Origin of the sequence: Kitasatospora purpeofusca (assembly GCF_042691725.1) — a bacterium.
Taxonomy (GTDB): domain Bacteria; phylum Actinomycetota; class Actinomycetes; order Streptomycetales; family Streptomycetaceae; genus Kitasatospora; species Kitasatospora purpeofusca_B.
Genome location: NZ_CP170483.1, coordinates 6,171,486 through 6,193,258, shown reverse-complemented (window position 1 = coordinate 6,193,258; position 21,773 = coordinate 6,171,486). Strand labels below are relative to the sequence as shown.

At 74.0% G+C, this 21,773-nt stretch carries 10 protein-coding genes and 1 pseudogene; 5 read left to right on the top strand and 6 right to left on the bottom strand.

The window, feature by feature from the left end:
• Window positions 1-319: 319 nt before the first annotated feature.
• Window positions 320-1,537 (top strand): thiolase family protein, encoded by a 1,218-nt coding sequence (locus ACFCLZ_RS26675; RefSeq protein ID WP_380279975.1) that lies wholly within the window; start codon window positions 320-322, stop codon window positions 1,535-1,537.
• A gap of 2 nt (window positions 1,538-1,539) precedes the next feature.
• Window positions 1,540-3,684 (top strand): 3-hydroxyacyl-CoA dehydrogenase NAD-binding domain-containing protein, encoded by a 2,145-nt coding sequence (locus tag ACFCLZ_RS26670; RefSeq protein WP_380279973.1) that lies wholly within the window; start codon window positions 1,540-1,542, stop codon window positions 3,682-3,684.
• A 70-nt stretch (window positions 3,685-3,754) separates the two neighbouring features.
• On the opposite strand, the gene ACFCLZ_RS26665 is transcribed toward ACFCLZ_RS26670, so the two are convergent.
• From ACFCLZ_RS26665 to ACFCLZ_RS26655, 3 genes are all read right to left on the bottom strand, one after another.
• The gene (locus ACFCLZ_RS26665) at window positions 3,755-5,296 is read right to left on the bottom strand and encodes an ArnT family glycosyltransferase (protein WP_380279972.1); all 1,542 of its coding nucleotides are present in this window, start codon (window positions 5,294-5,296) and stop codon (window positions 3,755-3,757) included.
• A gap of 133 nt (window positions 5,297-5,429) precedes the next feature.
• Complete coding sequence (gene dxs, locus ACFCLZ_RS26660) at window positions 5,430-7,331, bottom strand: 1-deoxy-D-xylulose-5-phosphate synthase (RefSeq protein ID WP_380279971.1); 1,902 nt, start codon at window positions 7,329-7,331, stop codon at window positions 5,430-5,432.
• Window positions 7,332-7,570: 239 nt separating this feature from the next.
• On the bottom strand, window positions 7,571-8,755 hold the full coding sequence (locus ACFCLZ_RS26655; RefSeq protein ID WP_380279969.1) for an ROK family protein: 1,185 nt from the start codon (window positions 8,753-8,755) through the stop codon (window positions 7,571-7,573).
• A 359-nt stretch (window positions 8,756-9,114) separates the two neighbouring features.
• Between ACFCLZ_RS26655 and ACFCLZ_RS26650 the strand changes: the two genes are divergently transcribed.
• On the top strand, window positions 9,115-10,965 hold the full coding sequence (locus ACFCLZ_RS26650) for a PQQ-binding-like beta-propeller repeat protein (protein ID WP_380279967.1): 1,851 nt from the start codon (window positions 9,115-9,117) through the stop codon (window positions 10,963-10,965).
• A gap of 158 nt (window positions 10,966-11,123) precedes the next feature.
• Window positions 11,124-13,703 (top strand): aminopeptidase N, encoded by a 2,580-nt coding sequence (gene pepN, locus ACFCLZ_RS26645; protein ID WP_380279965.1) that lies wholly within the window; start codon window positions 11,124-11,126, stop codon window positions 13,701-13,703.
• Between the two features lie 121 nt (window positions 13,704-13,824).
• Here the strand turns inward: pepN and ACFCLZ_RS26640 are convergent, their stop codons facing one another.
• Both ACFCLZ_RS26640 and malQ read right to left on the bottom strand, forming a co-directional pair.
• Complete coding sequence (locus tag ACFCLZ_RS26640) at window positions 13,825-14,058, bottom strand: hypothetical protein (protein WP_376088270.1); 234 nt, start codon at window positions 14,056-14,058, stop codon at window positions 13,825-13,827.
• Between the two features lie 9 nt (window positions 14,059-14,067).
• Entirely contained in the window at window positions 14,068-16,224 is a 2,157-nt protein-coding gene (gene malQ / locus ACFCLZ_RS26635; RefSeq protein WP_380286292.1) for a 4-alpha-glucanotransferase, read from the bottom strand.
• 312 nt (window positions 16,225-16,536) lie between these two features.
• On the opposite strand from malQ, the gene ACFCLZ_RS26630 reads away from it, so the two are divergent.
• Window positions 16,537-20,637 (top strand): beta-N-acetylglucosaminidase domain-containing protein, encoded by a 4,101-nt coding sequence (locus ACFCLZ_RS26630; protein ID WP_380279963.1) that lies wholly within the window; start codon window positions 16,537-16,539, stop codon window positions 20,635-20,637.
• 255 nt (window positions 20,638-20,892) lie between these two features.
• Here the strand turns inward: ACFCLZ_RS26630 and ACFCLZ_RS26625 are convergent.
• Window positions 20,893-21,396, bottom strand: a pseudogene (locus ACFCLZ_RS26625) (HNH endonuclease); the annotation flags it as partial.
• Between the last annotated feature and the right edge of the window lie 377 nt (window positions 21,397-21,773).

The window sequence follows — 21,773 nt, the reverse complement described above, 5'->3', positions numbered from 1 at the left end:
CGGGCGGCCCCGCCCCGGCCCGGGCCGAAGGCCCCCCGCCCCGAGCCGAAGGGGCGCGCCGGTGCCGAAAGGGAGGAGGGAGGGAGCGACGAAGGAGCGAGGGAGCGACGACCGTCGGCGCCGGACAAAAGCGCCCCGGAGGCGAGCGGGCGACCAACACAGTGGCGGGGGACACACCGGGCGATGCGGCCTCCGGGCCTGGGCAGGAAGGTTACCGACGGGTAGCATGGCCGACAGGCGGCGCCGCCCACCTCCCTTCGTGCGAGGGTGAGCGGCAGCCTGCCCACCCCAACCGTTGGTCCCTGGGAGGAGAGCCCCCGTGCCTCGTACCGTGAGGGACGTCGTCTTCGTCGATGGCGTCCGCACCCCGTTCGGCAAGGCCGGCCCGAAGGGCATCTACCACGAGACGCGCGCCGACGACCTGATCGTCAAGTGCATCCGGGAGCTCGTGCGCCGCAACCCGAACCTGCCCGTCGAGCGCATCGACGAGGTCGCCATCGCGGCCACCACGCAGATCGGTGACCAGGGTCTGACCATCGGCCGCACCGCCGCACTGCTGTCCGGCCTGCCGAAGTCCGTCCCCGGTTACGCGATCGACCGCATGTGCGCCGGCGCGCTGACCGCCGTGACCACCACCGCCGGCGGCATCGCCTTCGGCGCGTACGACGTGGTCGTGGCCGGTGGCGTCGAGCACATGGGCCGCCACCCGATGGGCGAGGGCGTCGACCCGAACCCGCGCTTCGTCTCCGAGAAGCTGGTCGACGAGTCCGCCCTGTTCATGGGCATGACCGCGGAGAACCTGCACGACCGGTTCCCGCACCTGACCAAGGAGCGCTGCGACGCCTACGCCGTGCGCTCGCAGGAGAAGGCCGCCAAGGCGTACGCCAACGGCGACATCCAGCCCGACCTGGTGCCGATCTCGATCCGCAACACCAACCCCGAGGTCGGCGAGACCGGCTGGGGCCTGGCCACCGTGGACGAGCCGATGCGCCCGGGCACCACGATGGAGAGCCTGGCGGGGCTCAAGACCCCGTTCCGCCCGCACGGCAACATCACCGCGGGCAACTCGGCCGGTCTCAACGACGGCGCCACCGCCTCGCTGCTGGCCGCCGAGGACGTGGCCGAGGAGCTGGGCCTGCCGGTCAGGATGCGCCTGGTCTCCTACGCCTTCGCGGGCGTCGAGCCCGAGGTGATGGGCATCGGCCCGGTGCCGGCCACCGAGAAGGCGCTGGCCAAGGCCGGTCTGACCATCGACGACATCGGCGCGTTCGAGGTCAACGAGGCCTTCGCCGTCCAGGTGCTGGCGTTCCTGGACCACTACGGCATCGCGGACGACGACGAGCGGGTCAACCCGTACGGCGGCGCGATCGCGTTCGGCCACCCGCTCGCCTCCTCCGGCGTGCGTCTGATGAACCAGCTGGCCCGCCGCTTCGAGCAGCGCCCGGACGTCCGCTACGGCCTCACCACGATGTGCATCGGCTTCGGCATGGGCGGCACGGTCATCTGGGAGAACCCGCACTTCGAGGGTGGTAAGTGAGCATGAGCACCACGACTGAGCTGCTGACCCGCGGCGCCGAGCTCTTCCCCGGCGAGGTCGTCACCACCGCGCACGTGCGCCACCTGGACCTGCCGCTGCAGGCCGGCCGGCTGGCCCTGATCACCCTGGACAACGGCTTCGACCACACCAAGCCGACCACCTTCGGCCCGGGCTCGCTGCTCAAGCTGAACGAGGCGCTGGACCAGGTCGAGGCGGAGGCCGCCGAGGGCGCCATCGTCGGTGCCGCGATCACCGGCAAGCCGTTCGTCTTCGCGGTCGGCGCCGACCTCAAGGGCGTCGAGCTGCTCAAGGAGCACGCGGACGCGCTGGCCATCGGCAAGGGCGGCCACGAGGTCTTCAAGCGGATCGCCGCGCTGCCCGTCCCGACCTTCGCGTTCTACAACGGCGCGGCGATGGGCGGCGGCGTCGAGGTCGGCCTGCACTGCGACTACCGCACGGTGTCGGCGGGCGTCCCGGCGTTCTCGCTGCCGGAGGTCTTCCTGGGCCTGGTCCCCGGCTGGGGCGGCTGCAGCATCCTGCCGAACCTGATCGGCCCGACCAAGGCCGTCAAGGTGATCATCGAGAACTCGATGGCGCAGAACAAGCAGCTCAAGGGCAAGGACGTGTTCGAGCTGGGGATCGCCGACGCGATCTTCGAGCCGGCCGACTTCCTGGAGCAGTCCCTGCTCTGGGCGGCCGAGGTCCTCAAGGGCGACGTGGCCGTCGTGCGCGAGGAGATCGACCGCGGCAAGGCCTGGGACGACGCCGTCGCCTGGGGCCGGCTGGTCGCCGACGCCAAGGTGCACGGGGCGGCCCCGGCCGCGTACCGGGCGCTGGACATCATCGCCCGGGTCAAGACTGCGACGCTCGACAGCGCGGACCTCCAGGCCGGCTTCGACGCCGAGGACGCGGCCCTGGCCGACCTCATCATGGGCGGCGAGCTGCGCAGCGGCATCTACGCCTTCAACCTGGTGCAGCGCCGGGCCAAGCGCCCGGTCGGCGCCCCGGACAAGTCGCTGGCCCGCCCGGTCACCAAGGTCGGCGTCGTCGGCGCCGGTCTGATGGCCTCGCAGCTGGCGCTGCTGTTCGCCCGCCGTCTGGAGGTGCCGGTGGTCCTCACCGACATCGACCAGGAGCGCGTCGACAAGGGCGTCGGCTACGTCCACGCCGAGATCGACAAGCTGCTGGAGAAGGGCCGGATCGGCAAGGACAAGTCCAACCGCCTCAAGGGCCTCGTCTCCGGCTCGCTCGACAAGGCCGCGGCCTTCGGCGACGCGGACTTCGTGATCGAGGCCGTGTTCGAGGAGATGGGCGTCAAGCAGACCGTCTTCGCGGACCTGGAGAACGTGGTCTCGCCGACCTGCGTGCTGGCGACCAACACCTCCTCGCTGTCGGTCACCGAGATGGCCTCGAAGCTGAAGCACCCGGAGCGGGTCGTCGGCTTCCACTTCTTCAACCCGGTCGCGATCCTGCCGCTCCTGGAGATCGTCCGCGGCGAGAAGACCGACGACGCCTCGCTGGCCACCGCCTTCGGCGTCTCGAAGAAGCTGAGGAAGACCTCGGTGCTGGTCAAGGACGCCCCGGCGTTCGTGGTCAACCGGATCCTGACCCGCTTCATGGGCGAGATCCAGGACATCATCGACGAGGGCACCCCGATCGCCACCGTCGAGAAGGGCGTCGAGCCGCTCGGCCTGCCGATGTCCCCGATCGTGCTGCTGGAGCTGGTCGGCCCGGCCATCGCGCTGCACGTCTCGGAGACCCTGCACGGCGCGTTCCCGGAGCGGTTCACCGTCTCCGAGAACCTCGGCAAGGTGGTCAAGGCCGGCAAGCGCGGCTTCTACACCTGGGTGGACGGCAAGCAGGTCCTCGACCCCGAGGTGCTGGAGCTGCTCTCCTTCGGCGACACCGTGCTGACCGAGGAGCAGGTCCTGGGCCGCGCCCTGGAGGCCGTCGCCCAGGAGGTCGGCCTGATGCTGGAGGAGGGTGTCGTCGCCGAGGCGCAGGACATCGACCTCTGCATGATCACCGGCGCCGGCTGGCCCTTCCACCTGGGCGGGATCACCCCGTACCTGGACCGCGAGGGCATCTCGGAGCGGGTGAACGGCAAGCGCTTCCTCGCCCCGGGTGTGGCCTCGGTGCCCGCCTAGCAGGAACGCGGAAGGGCCCCGGTGACCGGATCGGTCACCGGGGCCCTTCCCGTTCGCGCACGGGGCCGTCTCAGCGCTTGAGGCGGTAGACGACGGTGTCGTCGAAGACGCCGACCATCTCGTAGTGGGTCTCCAGCAGGTTCTCGATCTTCGGGATCATGCCGGGCTGGTAGGGCGCGAGGCCGGAGTCGTCGACGACGACCTCGGGCAGGCTCTTGGCGATCTCCTGGTCGAAGGTCTGCCAGGCGTTGGCCATCGAGAACTGCTCGCCGACATTGAGGCTGCCGTCCTTGCCGCCGCTGTAGTTGGTCAGGAAGCCCGCGGTGAGGTAGCGGGTGGCCGGCTTGCGGTCGGCGAGCCAGTACAGCTCCGGGTGCATGCCCCAGACCAGCACGGTGTCCTTGGGGGTGGTCTGCGCGGCGACCGCGGTGGCGACCTCGGTGGTGCGGTCCAGCCGCTCCCCCGGCCAGGCCAGCGCCAGGCCCCAGAAGAAGGTGGCGGCGGCCGTGGTGTACGCCAGCACCGGCTTCCAGCGGACGGCCGAGGTGGCGATCGCCCCGGTGCCCAGCAGCACCAGCGGCGGCATCAGCTGGAGGTAGTAGTGGCCGAAGAAGTGGAAGCCCATGCTGACCGCGACGACCGAGGAGAGCAGCCACATCCACAGGTCGGTGGTGGAGCCGTGCTCCTCGCCGGCGACCGGCAGCGGGCGGTGCCGGTGCTTCAGCCAGAGCCGGCGGCCCACCGGCAGCAGGAAGCCGAGGCCGGCGCCGATCAGGATCGCCGAGTTGCCGAGCGCCCGGCCGAGCATCTGCAGCCAGGCGCCGCCGACCGTGGCGTAGTCGCCGCTGCCGGTGACCACCCAGAACAGGAAGCCCTTGGGCTTGGTGAGGATCACCGCGACCAGGGCTATCGGCAGGGTGAAGCCGAAGCCGATCTTGAGCAGGGCGGGGATCCAGCGCACCCCGCGCCGACGGGCGTCCTGGTAGAGCATCCAGAGCACCGGCAGCAGCACGGCTCCACCGGTCTGCTTGGTCAGTGAGCAGAGCGCCACCGCGATGCCGGCGGCCAGCCAGCGGCGGCGCTCGGCGTAGCGGAAGGCGGCCACCATGGCGGGCAGCATGAAGACCTCGAAGGTCGCCGCCTGGGTGTCCTCCGGGGAGAGCCCGATGGAGACCAGCAGGTAGAGCAGCCCCGCGCCGACCCCGGCCCGGTCGCCCCAGCGGCCGCGGGCGATCGAGGCCAGCAGGATCGCGGTGACCAGGTGGGCGGCCACCGCCAGGGTGCGCAGCGGCCAGAGCGAGGCGGAACCGAAGACGGCGAAGCAGGCCTGGTAGAGCCAGGGCAGCAACGGCGGCTTGCGGTCCACCACGGTGTCGTAGAGCACGCCGCCGTCGGCGAGCATCCGGGCCTGGGTGGCCAGGAAGCCCTCGTCGGGGCTCCAGACCGGGCGGAGGAACGACGGCAGGTGGGTGAGCAGGGCGACCAGGGCCAGCAGCGGCACCAGCCGCGTCCAGTAGCCGGTCCTCAGCCGCTCCCAGCCGTCGGCCGGGGGTACCCCCAAGGGCAGGCGCTCGGCGAGCGCGGTCAGGCGGGATCGGATGGGGGTCGGCACGATGACAACCTACCGGGCGGGATCGGCGCGGGCAGCGCCGGTCCCGCCTTTGGTGCGATTATCGGCCCCGGACCGGTGCGACTGGTACAGGGCTGTCACACAACGGCCCGGGCGAGGCGGCGGGCGGAGGCCCTCAGGCCTCCACGGCCACGTCGAGACGGGAGAGCAGGGCGGTCACCTGACGGGCGATGTCCGGGGCGGTGAGGCCGATCTCGGCGAGGATCTCGGGCCGCGAGGCGTGGTCCAGGAACTCCTGCGGGATGCCGAAGTCACGCAGCGGCAGGTCCACGTCCGCGTCGCGCAGCGCCTGGGCGACCGCCGCGCCGACGCCGCCGACCCGGCCGTTGTCCTCGACCGTGACGACCACCCGGTGCTCGGCGGCCAGGCCCGGCAGCGCCCGGTCGACCGGCTTGACCCAGCGCGGGTCCACCACCGTCGAGCCGATGCCCTGGGCGGCCAGCAGGTCGGCCACCTCCAGGCACATCGGGGCGAGCGCGCCGACCGAGACGATCAGCACATCGGTCCGGCGGCCCTCCTCGGCCTCCGGGTCGGTGCGCAGCAGGTCCATGCCGCCGACCTTGCCGACCGCGGGGACGGCCGGGCCGACCGAGCCCTTGGAGTAGCGGACCACGGTCGGGGCGTCCTCGACCTCGACGGCCTCGCGCAGCTGGGCGCGCAGCTGGTCGGCGTCACGCGGGGCGGCGAGCCGCAGGCCGGGGACGACCTGGAGGATCGACATGTCCCACATGCCGTTGTGCGAGGCGCCGTCGCTGCCGGTGACGCCGGAGCGGTCCAGTACGAAGGTGACGCCCAGCTTGTGCAGGGCGACGTCCATCAGCACCTGGTCGAAGGCGCGGTTGAGGAAGGTCGCGTAGACCGCGAAGACCGGGTGCAGCCCGCCGGTGGCCAGGCCGGCCGCGCTGGTGACGGCGTGCTGCTCGGCGATGCCGACGTCGAAGATGCGGTCCGGGAAGGCCTCCGCGAACGGGGCCAGGCCCACCGGGTGGAGCATCGCGGCGGTGATGCCGACGATGTCCTCGCGCTCGTGGCCGAGCGCGACCATCTCCTCGGCGAAGACCGAGGTCCAGTCCTTGCCGGAGCTCTTGATCGGCAGGCCGGTCTCCGGGTGGATCACGCCGACCGCGTGGAAGCGGTCCTCGTCGTTGTTCTCGGCGGCGTGGTAGCCGCGGCCCTTCTCGGTGAGGCAGTGCACGATCACCGGGCCGCCGAAGCCGCGCGCCTTGGTGAGCGCGGACTCCAGGGCGGTGAGGTCGTGGCCGTCGATCGGGCCGATGTACTTGAGGCCGAGGTCCTCGAACATGCCCTGCGGGGCGATGAAGTCCTTCAGGCCCTTCTTGGCGCCGTGCAGGGTCTCGAAGAGCTGCTGGCCGACGACCGGGGTGCGCTGCAGCGCGTCCTTGCCCCAGGACAGGAAGCGCTCGTAGCCCTGGGTGGTGCGCAGGGTGGCGAGGTGGTTGGCCATGCCGCCGATGGTGGGCGAGTAGGAGCGCTCGTTGTCGTTGACGACGATGACGACCGGGCGGTCCTTGGCGTCGGCGATGTTGTTGAGCGCCTCCCAGGCCATGCCGCCGGTCAGCGCGCCGTCGCCGATCACGGCCACCACGGGGTCGTTCTTCCCGAGCAGCTGGTTGGCCTTGGCCAGGCCGTCGGCGTAGGACAGCACGGTGGAGGCGTGCGAGTTCTCGATCACGTCGTGCTCGGACTCGGCGCGCGACGGGTAGCCGGACAGGCCGCCCTTGGTGCGCAGCCCGGAGAAGTCCTGGCGGCCGGTGAGCAGCTTGTGGACGTAGCTCTGGTGGCCGGTGTCGAAGAGGATGCGGTCGCGCGGGGAGTCGAAGACCCGGTGCAGCGCCATGGTGAGTTCCACCACGCCGAGGTTCGGGCCGAGGTGGCCGCCCGTCTTGGAGACCTCGGTCACCAGGAAGGTCCGGATCTCCTGGGCCAGGGCGGCCAGCTGTCCGGGCGTGAGCCGGTCGAGATCGCGCGGTCCCCGAATGCGGGTCAGCAGGGCCACCCGTTCCTCCTCGTTCAGTGTTCGCGGACCGCGGGGGCCCGACGGGCGTCGCTGCCCGGTATCGACCGGTCGAGTCTAATGTCCGCCTACCGAACACCGGGCGGGGCGTCCGGTACCGACGGCCGGTACGCGCCAGTCACCTCGACGGTCACTCTTTCGAGTGAACGAGGAAAACCGGCGTGTCGGTGGGCCCGGCCGCGGGGCTCGGACGGGCCCCGGCCGGGGGCGGGTGGCGGCGGTCAGGGCCGGGCGACCGCGAGCGCGCTGGAGTCGCCCGCCTCGCTCATCACCAGCGCGAGCGCGCCCAGGACCTCGGCGCGGCCGCCCAGGGTGCCCGGGACCACCGACAGCTGGCGGGCGGCGCTGGGGATCGCGTAGCGGGCCACCGAGTCGCGGATCGGCGCGAGCACCAGCTCGCCGGCGTCGGCGAGGTCCCCGCCGAGGATCACCCGGCGCGGGTTGAGCAGGTTGCACAGGGTGGCCACGCCGGTGCCGATCTGCCGGCCGGCGTCCGCGATCACCCGGCGGCAGCCGAGGTCGCCCTCCTGGGCCAGCTCCACCACCCGGGGCAGGGTGAGCCCGGTGCCGAGGGTGGGGGTGAGCAGGTTCAGGAGGTAGCGGGAGCCGACGAAGGTCTCCAGGCAGCCCCGGTTGCCGCAGCGGCAGACCGGGCCGGCCTCGTCCAGGGTGATGTGGCCGATCTCGCCCGCGGTGCCGCCCGGCCCCCGGTAGATCTGCCCGTTGACCACCAGGCCGGCGCCGACGCCGCTGGCCACCTTGATGTAGGCGAGGTCGTTCAGGCCCCGGCCGGCGCCCCACACCAGCTCACCGAGCGCGCCGAGGTTGGCGTCGTTGTCGACGTGGACCGGCATGCCGAGCCGCTCGGCCAGCTCGCGGCCGGGGGCGATGCCGGTCCAGCCCGGCAGGATCGCGGTGGAGCCCAGCGCGCCGGTCTCCACGTCGATCGGGCCGGGGACGCCCAGACCCACGCCGATCACCTTGTCGGACCGGAAGCCGGCCTTCGCGAGCAGCCGCTCGACCAGGGCCTCGGCCCGCTCGAAGCCCTGCGCGGCGGAGACGTCGACGTCCATCGGGGCGCTCTCCTCGGCGAGCACCCGGTGCGCGAGGTTGCCGACGGCGACCCTCAGATGGGTGTGGCCGAAATCGATCCCGACCACGATGCCCGCGTCCCCGCTGAGCGAGACACTGCGGGCGCGCCGGCCACCGGCGGAGGTGTCGGCCACCACGACGGTGCCGCTCTCCTTCAGTTCCCGGACGATGTTGGACACGGTGGCCGCCGAGAGGCCGGTACCGCGGGCGATCTCGGCCTGGGTCAGCGAGCCGGCCATCCGCACCGCCCGGAGCACCCGCTCCAGGTTGGCCCGGTGCAGCGAGGACTGCGAGCCCGGAGTGTCCGTCGACATGATCCACCCTCCCAAGGGCGCGGGGACCCCTCCGCCGGGCGTCCCCTTTCAAGTCCTGAAGCCTAGGGCCTGGCGGGAGGTGCGGGCGCGGCGGAGGGACGGGGGAGGGACGGTGGACGGGGCCGGGCTCCGTGGAGGGGGCGCGGCGGGTCGCGGGCCAGGTCGGAGGGGCTGTCCGGAGGTTGACATCGGCCCAGGTCGACCCGGGGACGGCCGGGGTCCGGGGTTCCGCCGCCCGTCCGAAAATCGCCCCCCCGTACGATGGTGCCCAATCTCACCCGTCCCGCCGGTCACCGATGTGCACCGAGCCCGGGACGCTTCCAGACATGACGGGGCATCAGATGGCAGGGGATCACCCGATGGCGGGAGCTGGCGAAGCTCCCGGCGACGGTCCGGACAACCGGGGCGTCTCGCTCGGACGCAAGCCGGGCGGCGTCGACCCGGCGGCCGTGGCGGACCAGCAGACACAGCTCGACGGGGCGGCGGTCCCCGGTCAGGCCGCGCCGCCGGCCCCGGCCGCACCGCCCGCCGCACCGCCGGCCCCGCCGGCCGCCGCGGCGGGCGGGTACGCCTACCCGCCCACCGCCCCCGCCTTCCCCGCGCAGGGACCGGCGCCGGCCGCGCCGGTCGGCCCGTACGACCCGGCACCCGGCCAGCCGCAGTTCGGGGCCCCCGCCGCCGGCCAGCCGCCGTACGGCTACCCCGCCCCGCCGCCCGCCGACGGCGGGGCCGGGTACGGCTACCCGCAGCAGGGCGGCTACGGCTACCCCGGCGCCCCGGTGCCCGTCCCGCCCAAGCAGCGCAACCCCGTGATGGTCTGGGGCGGCATCATCGGCGGTGTGCTGGCGATCGCCATCGTCGCCGGGCTGGTCGTGCTGTTCACCGACGACAAGAAGAAGGACGACCCGCCGGCCGCCTCCGGCGGCACCACCGGCGCGGTCACCGGCGGGACCTCGCCGGACGTCAGCAGCAGCACCAGCACGCCGCCGTCGACCAGCGGCGGCACCACCGGCGGCACCGGAACCACGGGCGGCACGGGCGGCGGCGGCAAGGCCGGCGCCTACAACATGGCCTGGGCGGCCGACAAGCCGGCCAGCTCGGTCAGCGGCACCACCCGGCTGCTCGCCATCTGGGGCGCCGAGAAGGTCGCGGTGCGCGCCGACACGACCGGCATCCGCGCCGTCAACACCTCGGACGGCAAGGAGGCCTGGAGCATCCCGGTGCCGGCCGGTGCCAAGGAGTTCTGCACCGCCTCGTACAGCGCCAACTCCAAGCACGTCGCCGCGGTCGCGCTGAACACCGGTGACAGCGACTGCTCCACCATCGCCGCCGTCGACCTCACCACGGGCAAGCTGTCGTGGACCGTCAAGGTCGGGCAGAGCAAGATGAGCGCCCCCACCCTGAGCATCACCGACAAGGTCGTCGGCATCGGCGCCAACACCGCCGCCGCGGTGAACGTCGCCGACGGCTCCGCGGTCTGGGCGTTCCAGCCGCGCGAGAAGGACTGCAGCGTCTACGGCACCGCCGCCGGCGCGCAGATCGTGGTCACCGACCGCTGCTACGGCCTCAACACCACCGTCAAGTCGCAGCTGGTGATCGTCGAGACGGAGACCGGCAAGGTCGCCTCGCCCGCGCCGATCACCCTGTCCGGCAGCATCGAGCGGGTCGACAAGGTGCTCTCCGACCAGCCGCTCGTGCTGTCGATGTCCAGCGGCGCGAACGGCGACTACGTGCTGCCGTTCGACAAGACCAACAAGCCGGGCACCCAGATGCCCGTCAAGGAGCCCGGCTACGACAGCCTGCGGCTCAGCGGCCTGGCCGACGCCTTCACCCAGAGCGTGGTCAGCGGCACCACCCTCTACGTGCAGACCAACCCGACCAAGCCGGCGGTCAACGCCTACGACCTGAACACCGGCAAGCGCCTCTGGTCGACCGACGGCAAGGCCAAGGACGGGATCCGGCTGGTCTCCGGCACCGACAAGGACGGCAAGGTCCGGGCCCTCCTGGACATGGGCTACGGCAACGACGCCAAGCTGGTCACGCTCGCCCCGGCCGACGGCGCGGTGGGCGAGCTCGGCAACCTCACCGTCAACTCGACCTTCAGCATCGGGATGAGCGGCAACGAGTTCGTGCTGAACACGGACGGGGCGCTGTACGGGTTCTCCCGCGGCAGCTTCGACTCCCCCGTGTTCAAGTACGTCAAGAAGTAACGGCGCCGCGGGCGGGGCGGTACGGGCGGACGAGGGCGTTTCCGACGCGCCCCGGGCCCCTGCCGTCCCGCCCGTCCCGTATCCGGGCATATTCCGGCGGACCGGGCGGGCGGGCATGGCAGGATGCCAGACATCAGCCCGACGAAGGAGTCCAGCGAGTGCCCGGCACCAACCTGACCCGCGAGGAGGCCCGCACCCGGGCCGACCTCCTGCACGTGGACGCGTACGACATCGAGCTCGACCTGAGCTCGGCCCGAGAGGGGGGCACGTTCCGGTCCACCACCGTGGTCCGGTTCACCGCCACCACCCCGGGCGCGACCAGCTTCATCGACCTGGTCGCCCCGAGCGTCGAGGAGATCGTCCTCAACGGCGAGCGGCTCGACACCGCCGGCTTCGCCGACAGCCGGATCGCGCTGCCGGGCCTCGCCGCCGAGAACGAGCTGCGCGTCGTCGCCGACTGCGCCTACACCAACACGGGCGAGGGCCTGCACCGGTTCGTCGACCCGGTCGACGGCGAGACCTACCTCTACACCCAGTTCGAGGTGCCGGACGCCCGCCGGGTCTTCGCCAACTTCGAGCAGCCCGACCTCAAGGCCGCGTTCACCTTCACCGTGACCGCGCCGGCCGGCTGGAGCGTGGTCTCCAACTCGCCCACCCCCGAGCCCGAGGGCGAAGGCGACACCCGGGTCTGGCGCTTCGCCCCGACCGGCCGGATCTCCTCGTACATCACCGCGCTCATCGCGGGCCCCTACGTCGGGGTCTTCGACGCCTACGAGAACGGCGAGCAGAAGGTGCCGCTGGGCATCTACTGCCGGCCCTCGCTGCGCGAGTTCCTGGACGCCGAGGCGATCTTCAAGGTCACCAAGCAGGGCTTCGACTACTTCCAGGAGAAGTTCGACTTCCCCTACCCGTTCCCCAAGTACGACCAGCTGTTCGTGCCGGAGTTCAACGCCGGCGCGATGGAGAACGCGGGCGCCGTCACCCTGCGCGACCAGTACGTGTTCCGGTCCAAGGTGACCGACGCCGCGTACGAGGCCCGCGCCGCGACGATCCTGCACGAGCTGGCCCACATGTGGTTCGGCAACCTCGTCACCATGGAGTGGTGGAACGACCTCTGGCTGAACGAGTCGTTCGCCACCTACGCCGAGGCGGTCTGCCAGGCCGAGGCGGCCGACTCGCAGTGGCCCAACTCCTGGACCACCTTCGCCAACCAGATGAAGACCTGGGCGTACCGGCAGGACCAGCTGCCGTCCACCCACCCGATCATGGCCGACATCAACGACCTGGAGGACGTCCAGGTCAACTTCGACGGCATCACCTACGCCAAGGGCGCCTCGGTGCTCAAGCAGCTGGTGGCCTACGTCGGCCAGGACGCCTTCTTCGAGGGCGTGCGCGCCTACTTCAAGCGCCACGCCTGGGGCAACACCCGGCTCGGCGACCTGCTCGGCGCGCTGGAGGAGGCCAGCGGCCGCGACCTCAAGGCCTGGTCCGCCGCCTGGCTGGAGACCGCCGGCATCAACGTGCTGCGGCCCGCGCTGACCCTGAACACCGACGGCGAGATCGAGTCCTTCGCCGTGCTGCAGGACGCCCCGGCGCTCCCGGCCGGCGCCAAGGGCGAGGCCGTGCTGCGCCCGCACCGGATCGCCGTCGGCCTGTACGAGCTGACCGACGGCGCGCTGGTGCGCACCGACCGGATCGAGCTGGACGTCGAGGGCCCGCGCACCGAGGTGCCGCAGCTGGTCGGCCGCCACCGCCCGGCCGTGATCCTGCTGAACGACGACGACCTGTCCTACGCCAAGGTCCGGCTGGACGAGGACTCGCTGGCCGTGGTCACCGAGCACCTCGGCGGCTTCACCGACGCGCTGCCGCGCGCGCTGTGCTGGGCCTCGGCCTGGGACATGACCCGCGACGGCGAGCTGGCCGCCCGCGACTACCTGACGCTCGCCCTCTCCGGCCTGCCGCGCGAGAGCGACATCGGCGTGGTCCAGTCGGTGCAGCGCCAGGTCAAGCTGGCACTGGACGCCTACGCCGACCCGGCCTGGCGCGAGCAGGGCCTGGCCCGCTGGGCCGAGGCCGCCGAGGAGGCGCTGCGCGCCTCCGAGCCGGGCAGCGACCACCAGCTGGCCTGGGCGCGGACGCTGGCCGGCGTCGCCCGGACCGACGGTCAGCTCGGCCTGCTCGCCGGGCTGCTGGACGGCACCGCCGAGATCCCCGGCCTGGCCGTGGACACCGAGCTGCGCTGGACCCTGCTGAACCGGCTCGCCGCGACCGGCCGGGCCGACGAGGCCGGGATCGAGGCCGAGCTGGCCCGCGACAACACCGCGGCCGGCCAGGAGCACGCGGCCAGCTGCCGGGCGGCCCGGCCGACCATCGAGGCCAAGGCCGCAGCCTGGGCGTCCGTGGTGGAGTCGGACGAGCTGACCAACTACGTGCAGGCCTCGGTGATCGGCGGCTTCCAGCAGGCCGACCAGCGCGCGCTGCTCGCGCCGTACGCGGAGAAGTACTTCGCCGCGGTGAAGGGCGTCTGGGAGAGCCGCAGCCACGAGATCTCGCAGCAGATCGTCGTCGGGCTGTACCCGGCGCTGCTGGTCGAGCAGTCCACGCTGGACGCCACCGACGCGTGGCTGGCCTCGGCCGACCCGGCGCCGGCGCTGCGGCGCCAGGTCGTCGAGGCGCGGGCCGGTGTGGAGCGGGCGCTGAAGGCGCAGGCCGCCGACCGGGCCGCCGCGGAGCGCTGACGTTCCCGTCTCCTCCCCCCTCCGGGTTCTCCGCACGGAGGGGAGGACGCCCGAGGGGCGCCGGACCTGGTCCGGCGCCCCTCGGGGTCTGAGCTGGGCTTCGTGGGTGGAGGAAGAAGCGCTACTTCTTCTTGTCCTTGCCGCCGCCGAGCGGCAGCGCGGCCAGGCCGCCGATGATCACGAAGAGCGCGATCGGGAGCAGCACGTACAGACCGAGGGTCTCGGCGACGCTCAGGCCGCTACCCGGGTCGTCGCCGTCGTCCCGGGTGAGGGCCATGGCGGGCGACGACAGCAGCATCATCAGCGTGACCGTTGCGGTGACCGCGCCGGCTCGCAAAGCGTTCCTCTTGTCCACGGTGCCAACTTACCCGTCACTTACGCCGGCGCGCTCGGCGGGGTCGGCCTTTGGAGGACCGCCGCCGGCGGTGCCCGGCCGGGCGGTCACGGAGCGCAGCAGCTCGGCGAGGGTGCGGGCGTCCGGGGCCGCGGCCAGGGCGTCCAGGGTGACCGGCGTCCCCGAGCCGTCGGCGACCGGCAGGCGCCAGTTCGGGTACTGGTCCGAGGTGCCGGGGAGGTTCTGCGGCCGCGGGTCGCCGACCACGTCCGGCAGCCAGACGCCGACCAGCCCGGCCGGGGTGGCGGCCAGGAACCGGTGCAGCGCGACGGCCGACAGCGGCTCGTCGGCGCCCAGCAGGCCCAGCCGGACCAGTTCGGCGTGCCAGTCGGCCAGCTCGGCGGCGGCCTGCGCCTGCTCCTCGCCCAGCGGGCGGGCCAGCAGGCCCAGCCGGTGGCGCAGCTCCACGTGCTCACCGGAGAGCCGGGCGGCGGTGGACGGCAGGTCGTGCGTGGTCAGGGTGGCGAGGCTGCCCGCCCGCCACCGCTCCGGCGCCAGGATCCCGCCCCCGGCCTGCCAGTCCCGCTCGAACCAGAGCACCGAGGTGCCGAGCACCCCGCGCGCCGCCAGCTCCTCGCGGACCCCCGGCTCCACGGTGCCGAGGTCCTCCCCGACCACGGCGGCGCCGGCCCGGTGCACCTCCAGGGCGAGCACGGCGAGCATCGCCTCGGCGTCGTAGCGGACGTACACGCCCTCGGTCGGGGCGTGTCCGGCCGGCACCCACCAGAGCCGGAACAGGCCCATCACGTGGTCGATCCGCAGCGCGCCGGCGTGCCGGGCGGCGGAGCGGATCAGCTCGGCGAAGGGCGCGTAGCCGGCGGCGGCCAGCGCGTCCGGGCGCCAGGGCGGCAGGCCCCAGTCCTGGCCGTGCGCGTTGAAGGCGTCCGGGGGCGCGCCGACCGAGATGCCGGCGGCGAGCGCGTCCTGGAGCGCCCAGGCGTCGGCGCCGTCCGGGTGGACGCCGACCGCGAGGTCGTGCACCAGGCCGACCGGCATCCCGGCGGTGCGGGCGGCCTGCTGGGCGCGGCCGAGCTGGCGGTCGGTCTGCCAGGCCAGCCAGCGGTGCAGGTCGACCCGGTCGGCGAGCTCGGCGGCCTCGTGCCGCACGTGCGGGGAGCCGGGGTGGCGCAGGCCCTTCGGCCAGTGGTGGTGGTCGGCGCCGTGGCGCTCGGCCAGGGCGTTCCACACCGCGTACCGCTCCAGCCACTCGCCCTCGCGGGCCCGGTAGGCGTCGAAGGCGGCGGTGCGGACGGCGCCGTGGCGGGCCGCGTGGCGCCGGTACTCGGTGTGCAGCAGCTCCAGGGCGCGGCGCTTGAGGGCCCAGACCTCGTCGCGGTCGATGAGTCCGTCGTGCTCCAGCACCTCGGAGCGCAGCCGGGCGGCGCGGACCAGCAGCTCGTCCACCTCGGCGCGCGGCCCGCCGGTCAGATAGGCGTACTCGGTGACCTCCTCGACCCGCAGGTGGACCGGGTCGGCGAAGCGGCGGGAGGAGGGGCGGTAGGGGGACGGGTCGGAGGGGACGGCGGGCAGGGCGGCATGCAGCGGGTTGATCTGGAGGAAGCCGGCGCCCAGGGAGCCCGCCCAGGTGGCGAGGTCGGCGAGGTCGGCGAGGTCGCCCATGCCCCAGGAGCGGTCGGAGAGGACGGAGTAGAGCTGGGCGAGGAAGCCCCAGCCGCGGCCGGGGAGGGCGGGCAGGCGCGCGGGGGCGACGATCAGGTGGGCGGTGGCGGCGGTGCGGCCGGGGAGTTCGGCGTGCAGGGTGTGCCGGCCGGGCGGGAGGTCGGCGGGCAGCCAGTGGGCGTGGCCGCGCGGGAGCTCCCAGCGGCCGCCCTGCTCCAGGGCGACGGCGAGCCGGGTGTCGGCGGGGAGGTCGAGCGCGGTGCGGCGGCCGGCCCGGGCCACGACGGTCGGGGGCAGCAGGCGGGCGCGCTGCTCGGCCCGGTGCCGGGCGAGCGCCGCGCGGGCGGCGTCGGGGGCGGCCGCGTCCACGCCGAGCGCGGCGAGGACGGCGACCAGCGTGCGGGCGCCGGCCGGCACGCCCCCGGGGCCGGACCGGGTGTCCACCCCGTGGGCCTGCGCCAGCGCCACCAGCTCGGGCGGGGGCGGCGGCGCGTCCTGCGTCGGCACGTCCGGTCCGTCGGCTCCGTCACGGTCGAGATAAGCGGCCACTCGCGGCTCCTGCGATGTCTCGGCAACGCCCAGTCAGGACAGCCACAGTCCTACCCGGGTGACGGCCCGGTGACCCGGCGCGACACACACCGCCGAAGGGGTGGGAGGTGCGCGAGCGGAGTGGTACGCACGCCGACCGGGCGTACGGAAGGAGTCTTAAGTCCTGGTCAAATCGGACAAAATCGGCATACCCGTCGACGGCGTTGACACCGGGAAACGTAGCTGGTGGGCTGTGCCGCGATGTGGTTCCTGCCTGGCGAGGAGGCTCCTGTGCAAGCCCGAGTGTCCGAGGTGGCCGGGCGGCGGCTCCGCCAGCAGCTGGAACAGAGTCCGGCGCTGCGCGAGGTGCTGTACCACCCGGCGGCCCTCGCGGCACGGCGGGCCACGGCGCGGACGTGCCGTCAACTGGCGCCGCGGACGGCGGACCGGCTGATCGCGGACCTCAAGGGCACCCGACCGCTGCTCCGCTCCGTCCGGACCGAGCGCGCGCTGGCCGACCGCCCCGGGGCGCCGAGCCGGCGCACCCTCCGGATGGCGGCCACCCTGTCGGCGGCGGCCGTGGTCGGCGGGCTGCTGGTGAGCGGCCCGGCCGCGTACGCGCAGGCGCCCGGGTTCACCCCCGGGGCGGACGTGGTGAGCACCGCGAACGGCGCCCCGCAGACCCCGCTCGGCAGTGTGAGCGACCCGCAGGTCTTCCCCCGCCCGCAGGAGCGGACCGTGGCCGGCAAGCCGGTCACCGTGCCGGGCACCGTCACCCTGGTCACCGCGCCGAAGGCGGACCACGGCGCGGTCGCCGCGGTGCACGAGGTCCTCGGCGTCGCCGGGGCGGCCACCGTGAACCCGCTGTCGGAGCCCCCCGCGCCGGTCGCCGGCTCGCTGGTGGTGTACGTCGGCGGCCCCGCCGAGGGCGCGGGCGGCGCGACCGACCGGGTCCTGCGCGAGCTGGCCGTCGCGGCCGGCGGCAAGGACACCGCGGCCCCGGGCACGGCCGGAATGCCGGCCGGCGGCTATGTGCTGGCGGCCGGTCAGCTGCCGGTGGCCGGCGGCGGCAGCTACGGCGCGGTCGTGCTGGCCGGCGCCGACGCGGCCGGCACCTTCTACGCGGCGCAGTCGCTGCGCCAGCTGCTGGCCGCCGTCCCGGCCGAGCAGGGCCAGGCGCCGGGCGCGGCGGGCCTCGGCCTGCCCGGGATCACCCTGCGCGACTGGCCGGCCGGCGCCCCGGTGCGCGGCACCGCCGAGGCGTTCTACGGCACCCCGTGGACCCAGCAGCAGCGGCTGGACCAGCTGGACTTCCTCGGCCGCTCCAAGCAGAACCTCTACCTCTACGCCCCGGGCGACGACCCGTACCGCACGGCCCGCTGGCGGGACGCCTACCCGCAGGCGAAGGCCGACGACCTGCGCGCGCTGGCCGCCCGCGCCGGGCGCAACCACGTCACGCTCGGCTACGCGATCGACCCCGGCCAGTCCTTCTGCTACAGCTCGGGCAAGGACGCGGACGCCCTGGTCGCCAAGCTCGACGGCCTGCGCGGGCTCGGCTTCACCGCGTTCCAGCTGCAGTTCCTGGACGTCTCCTACGACGAGTGGCACTGCTCCGACGACCGGGCCAAGTACGGCACCGGCCCGGCCGCCGCCGCCAAGGCGCAGGCCGAGCTGGCCGCCAAGGTGCAGGACCGGCTGGTCGCGAAGAACCCGGGCCTGGCGCCGCTGTCGGTCGTCCCCACCGAGTACCACCAGCAGGGCGCCACCCCGTACCGGACGGCGCTGGCCGCCGCGCTGCCGCCGGCCGTGCAGGTGGCCTGGAGCGGGGTCGGGGTGATCCCGGAGCGGATCACCGGCTCTCAGCTCGGCGACACCGCGGACCTGTACCGGCACCCGCTGGTCACCATGGACAACTACCCGGTCAACGACGCCACCCCGGACCGGCTCTTCCTGGGCGCCTACACCGGCCGCGACAGCGAGGTGGCCACGCGTTCGGCCGTCATGCTGACCGGCGCGATGCAGCAGCCGGTCGCCTCCCGGATCGCGCTCGCCACGGCCGGGGACTTCGCCTGGAACCCGCGCGACTACAAGCCGGAGGACTCCTGGCAGGCGGCGCTGCGCTCGCTGGCCGGCCCGACCGGCGCGACGGCGACGCCCACCGGGGAGACGCTGCCGGCGGTCACCGCGCTGGCCGGCAACAGCGTCTCCTCGCCGCTGACCAAGCAGGAGTCCGGCTATCTGCTGCCGCTGCTGGACCGGTTCTGGGCGACCGCCGAGCCGACCTCGGGCACCGCGCCCGACCTGGCGAAGCTGATCGAGGCGGCCGCCCCGCTGCGGGCGGCGTTCACGGCGATGGCGGGCGCCCAGCAGGCCCTGGCCGCCGCTCCGGCGACCGCCGAGCTGGCCGCCGAGGCGGCACCCTGGCTGGCACCGCTGCGCGACTACGGACTCGGCGGGCAGGCCGCCCTGGACATGCTGCTGGCGCAGCGCGGCGGGGACGGCGGGGCCGCCTGGAAGGCCCGGGTGGAGCTGAACAAGCTGCGCGAGCAGCTCGGCCAGAGCCCGGCGACGGTCGGCGCGGGCGTGCTCGGCCCGTTCCTGGAGCGGGCGCTGCGGGCCGCCGACACCTGGGCCGGCGTGCAGGGCGGCGGCATCACGCCGACCACCACGATGGGCACCGCGCACGACCACCTGCCGGCGCTGATGGCGGACGGCGTCGCCGACACCTTCTACTGGAGCTCGGCGCCGCCGCAGGCGGGCGACTCGGTCGGCCTGGACCTCGGCGGCGGGCGCCCGGTCGGCAGCGTGACCGTGCTGATGGGCTCCTGGGGCAGCGGTCCGGACGGCCAGAGCGCGCTGGACGACTACATCCGCGAGGGCGTGCTGGAGTATTCCACCGGCGAGGGCGGCTGGAAGAAGCTGGCCCCGGTGAAGAACCAGAAGTCGGTCTCCGCGCCGCTGCCCGCCGGGACGGTCGTCCGGGCGGTCCGGCTGCGGGCCACCGCCGCGCAGAAGACCGCGGTCGCGGTGCGCGAGTTCTCGGTGACCGCGCCGGACGAGCTGCCGGCCAGCGTCTCCGGCGGCCCGGCCGCGCTGCCCGGCTCATCGGCCACCGCGGTGCTGGACGGCAACCCGGACACCGCCTACCGGGCCGCCACCGCGCCGACCGCCTCGGACGAGCCGCTCACCGTCGAGCTGGGCGCCGCCCGGCCGCTGGACCGCCTCACCGTCCTCACCGATCCGGGTGTACGGGCCTCGGCCACCGCCTCGGTACGGCACCCGGACGGCTCCTGGACGGAGATCGGCACCGTACAGCCGGGCTGGAACGAGCTGTCGGCCGGCGGCCTGCCCGCCGACGCGTTCCGGCTGGCCTGGAAGCCGGGCGGGGAGCCGCCCGTGGTCAACCAGGTGATCCCCTGGTACGCGGACGCCCCGGCGGCCCGGCTGAGCCTGGCCGACCCCTCGGTGGACGCGGTGATCGGGGAGGCCGCGCCGGCGCAGGCCCGGGCGCTCGTCGAGGCCGGGCGGCCGGAGGGCGTCACCGGGGAGCTGCGCACCGAGGTGCCGGCGGTCGCCAAGGGGCTGACCGTGGCGCCGGTGACCGGGGTGAGCGTGCCGCGCGGCGGGAAGGTCGGGGTGCCGCTGCTGGTCACCGCCGGGCCGGAGACGCCGTCCGGGACGTACCAGGTGCCGGTGGTGTTCGTGGCCGGGCAGACCACCGTGCGCCAGGTGCTCCAGGTGCACGTGGTGCCGCCGACCGCCGGGCCGGACCTGGCGATCACCGCGCAGGCCACCTCCTCGGCCGACGAGACGGCGGGCTTCCCGGCCTCGGCGGTGGCCGACCAGGACCCGAAGAGCCGCTGGTCCTCGCCGCCGGCCGACGACGCCTGGGTGCAGCTGGAGCTGCCGGAGGCCACCCGGCTGGGCTCGGCGGTGCTGCACTGGCAGGCCGCGTACGCCGCGTCGTACAAGCTCCAGGCCTCGGCGGACGGCCGTTCCTGGACCACCGTCGCGACGGTGGAGAACGGCGCGGGCGGCAACGAGATGGTGCGGTTCGACGCGCCGAACGCGCGGTTCCTGCGGATGCAGGGCGTGGCCCGGGCCACCAAGTACGGCTACTCGCTCTGGGGCATCGAGCTGTACGCCGCCGCCCCGGCGGCCGGCACGGCCGCGCCGCCGGCGCAGCCCCCGGCGACGACGCCCGGCGGGACCCCGGCCGGGACGCCGGGCGGGACTCCGGGCGGGACTCCGGGCGGTGGCCAGCAGTCGGGCGGCCAGGCCGCCGGCCCGGGGCCGAGCACGCCTCCGGCCGTACCGACGCCCTCGGGCACCCCGACCGGCCCGACGCCGAACCCGGGCGGCACCCCGGTGCGCTCGCAGGAGAAGCCCTGACGCAAGCCCCGGACGGCGGGCCGCCGCGCTCCCCGACTACGGGGTGCGCGGCGGCCCATGAGGCGTACCGGGAGATATGACGGGCAAGCCCTTGTGGTACGGAGGTCAGGCGGAGAGCGGCTCTGGCTGCTCGCCGCGGCGGGCGGGGGCGGGGTGGGCGGAGTGGGCGGAGTGCGCCCGGCCGAGCGGCACCGGGTGGGCGGCGTCGGTACGGTCGTGGTGCTCGTACTCGCCCCACTGCGGGGCGCGTAGCTGGTCACCGCCGCCGTACGGCTCCAGGTAGGGCCGCCAGCGCGGATCCTTGATGCCGGTGCCGATGATCCGCCAGGCCAGTCCGGACGGCGGCGCCGGTGGTCGCTTCATGCGCCAGCCGAGTTCGGTGAGGTGGCGGTCGGCCTTGGTGTGGTTGCAGCGGCGGCAGGCCGCCACCACGTTGTCCCACCGGTGCTGGCCTCCCCGGCTGCGCGGGATGACGTGGTCGACGCTGGTGGCGGCGGCCCCGCAGTAGACGCAACGGCCGTGGTCGCGGGCGAACAGCGCCCGGCGGGTGAGCGGGACGGGCCCGCAGAACGGGACCCGGACGAAGCGGGTCAGACGGACGACGGACGGCGCCGGAAGGGCGCTGGTGGCGCTGTGCAGAGTGACACCCGAATCCTCCAGGCTGACCGCCTTGTGGTTGAGGACGAGGATGAGCGCGCGGCGCATCGATACGACGCCGAGTGGCTCGTACGACGCGTTGAGGACCAGGACATGCGGCACGGATGCCTCCTTGGACGCCTGCGGCGCGTGGCTCGCGCCGGGACGAGCGGTTGGATCGCGCAACGGGTGCGTGATCTCCCCCAGTGTCGCCTTACGCCTTCGTGCGGCGCCACCACTCCTGTGTAACGGACCTGACGTGAACTCCGGGTGTGGCTTCTGTCATACCCGGTATGCCCGGAGGAGGAGCGGGTTGCACTCCGGTGCCCCGGCGGGGTACCGCTGCGCCGGTCGGAGCAGTGCGGAAACGGCGCTCGGGGGTGTGGACAGGGCGTTCACACGGATCCGCGCGCCCCCCGGACGGCCGATCGGCGTGTCAGGATGCGTGGCGGGCGGCGGTTAGGGTAGTGCGGACGGTCCGCAGGCCAGGGGCGGCGTGC

What these genes read in the sequence shown, in the direction of transcription:
- ACFCLZ_RS26655 (WP_380279969.1), bottom strand. Translation starts at nt 8,755, where the DNA reads ATGTCGACGGACACTCCGGGCTCGCAGTCCTCGCTGCACCGGGCCAAC.
- ACFCLZ_RS26670 (WP_380279973.1), top strand. Translation starts at nt 1,540, where the DNA reads ATGAGCACCACGACTGAGCTGCTGACCCGCGGCGCCGAGCTCTTCCCC.
- ACFCLZ_RS26650 (WP_380279967.1), top strand. Translation starts at nt 9,115, where the DNA reads ATGGCGGGAGCTGGCGAAGCTCCCGGCGACGGTCCGGACAACCGGGGC.